The organism is Magnetospirillum moscoviense (assembly GCF_001650635.1).
In the GTDB taxonomy this organism is placed as follows: Bacteria; Pseudomonadota; Alphaproteobacteria; order Rhodospirillales; family Magnetospirillaceae; genus Magnetospirillum; species Magnetospirillum moscoviense.
This window is the reverse complement of record NZ_LWQU01000069.1, coordinates 1-1,239: the sequence shown is the minus strand read 5'-3', so window position 1 is coordinate 1,239 and position 1,239 is coordinate 1. Positions and strand designations below refer to the sequence as shown.

General features: G+C 66.1%; 1 pseudogene. It reads left to right on the top strand.

Features of this window, described 5'->3' with window-relative positions:
• Positions 1-76: 76 nt before the first annotated feature.
• Positions 77-931 (top strand): annotated as a pseudogene (locus A6A05_RS03530) (IS1380 family transposase); the annotation flags it as partial.
• Positions 932-1,239 lie beyond the last annotated feature (308 nt).

Below are 1,239 nucleotides of genomic sequence, written 5' to 3'. Positions count from 1 at the left end.
TCGCAAGGGATCTCGTGGGCCAGCCTCAACCAGTTCGTGGCGGCGCTGCGTTTCTTCTATGGGGTGACGCTGGGGTGGGCACCAGCAGCTTTCCTTGTTCAACGCCCATTACGACGAGCGCTGCTTCCTGCCCATCCACATCTACGACACCGCGACGGGGCGCCCGTTGGCGATGATCCTGCGGCCGGGCAAGACGCCGACCGGCGCCGAGGTGCGCGGCCATCTGCGCCGCCTGGTCCGGCGCATCCGCCGCCACTGGCCCGCCACCCGGCTGACCATCCGGGGCGACGGCCATTATAGCCGTCCCGAGGTGATGGACTGGTGCGACAGCCAAGGGATCGACTATGTCTTCGGCCTGTCCGGCAATGCCGTGCTGGCCCGCGCCGTCGAGGCCTCGGCCGACGACATCCGCACGCGGCGCGCCGAAACCAATAATCCCTGCCTGCGCGGCTACACCGAAACCCGCTACCGGGCCGGGTCGTGGAAGGCCGAGCGCCGCGCCTGCGCCCGGATCGAAGCGACCACGCTGGGCCTCGACATCCGCTTCGTCGTCACCAGCCTGGCCTCGGGGTCCGCCGAGTTCATCTACGACACGCTCTATTGCCAGCGCGGCCAGGCCGAGAACCTGATCAAGCTGCACAAGGCGCAACTGGCCTCGGATCGGACCTCGTGCCGGTCGCCCTTGGCCAATCAGATGCGCCTGATCCTCCATACCGCCGCCTACTGGCTGATGCTCACCGTCCGCGACGCCATCCCCAAGACCCATGCCCTGGCCAAGGCCGAATTCAGCACCATTCGCGTCAGGCTGCTGAAACTTGGCGCTCGCGTCGTCGAAACCACGGCCCGCGTCCGCCTCGCCTTCGCGGCAGCGTGCCCCCATGCCGCCTTGATCCGCCAGATTGCAACCGCGCTCCGGCCCGCCGCGCCGTAACCGCCGGGGCCGTCATCGCCCCGATCCCACCCCTCGCCCGCAAACCCCAAGACCGCACCATCGCCCACACCGTCAAGCCGATGCCGCCACAATCTACAATGTACCGACGTTGTTTGCCGGCGCGCGACTCGGTGAATAGGACGGGCTAATGACTAACCCGTCTTAATTCACCGGGACACGGAGTTTTGCTGGCGGATGTAGCGTAACGTCCTGATGCGGCGTAAGATTTTGGTGTTCAAACATCATCTTCGCCAAGGCTGAAAGCGCCACACCCGCCATGACTGACGATAGCCTGCTGCCGTTCTCGT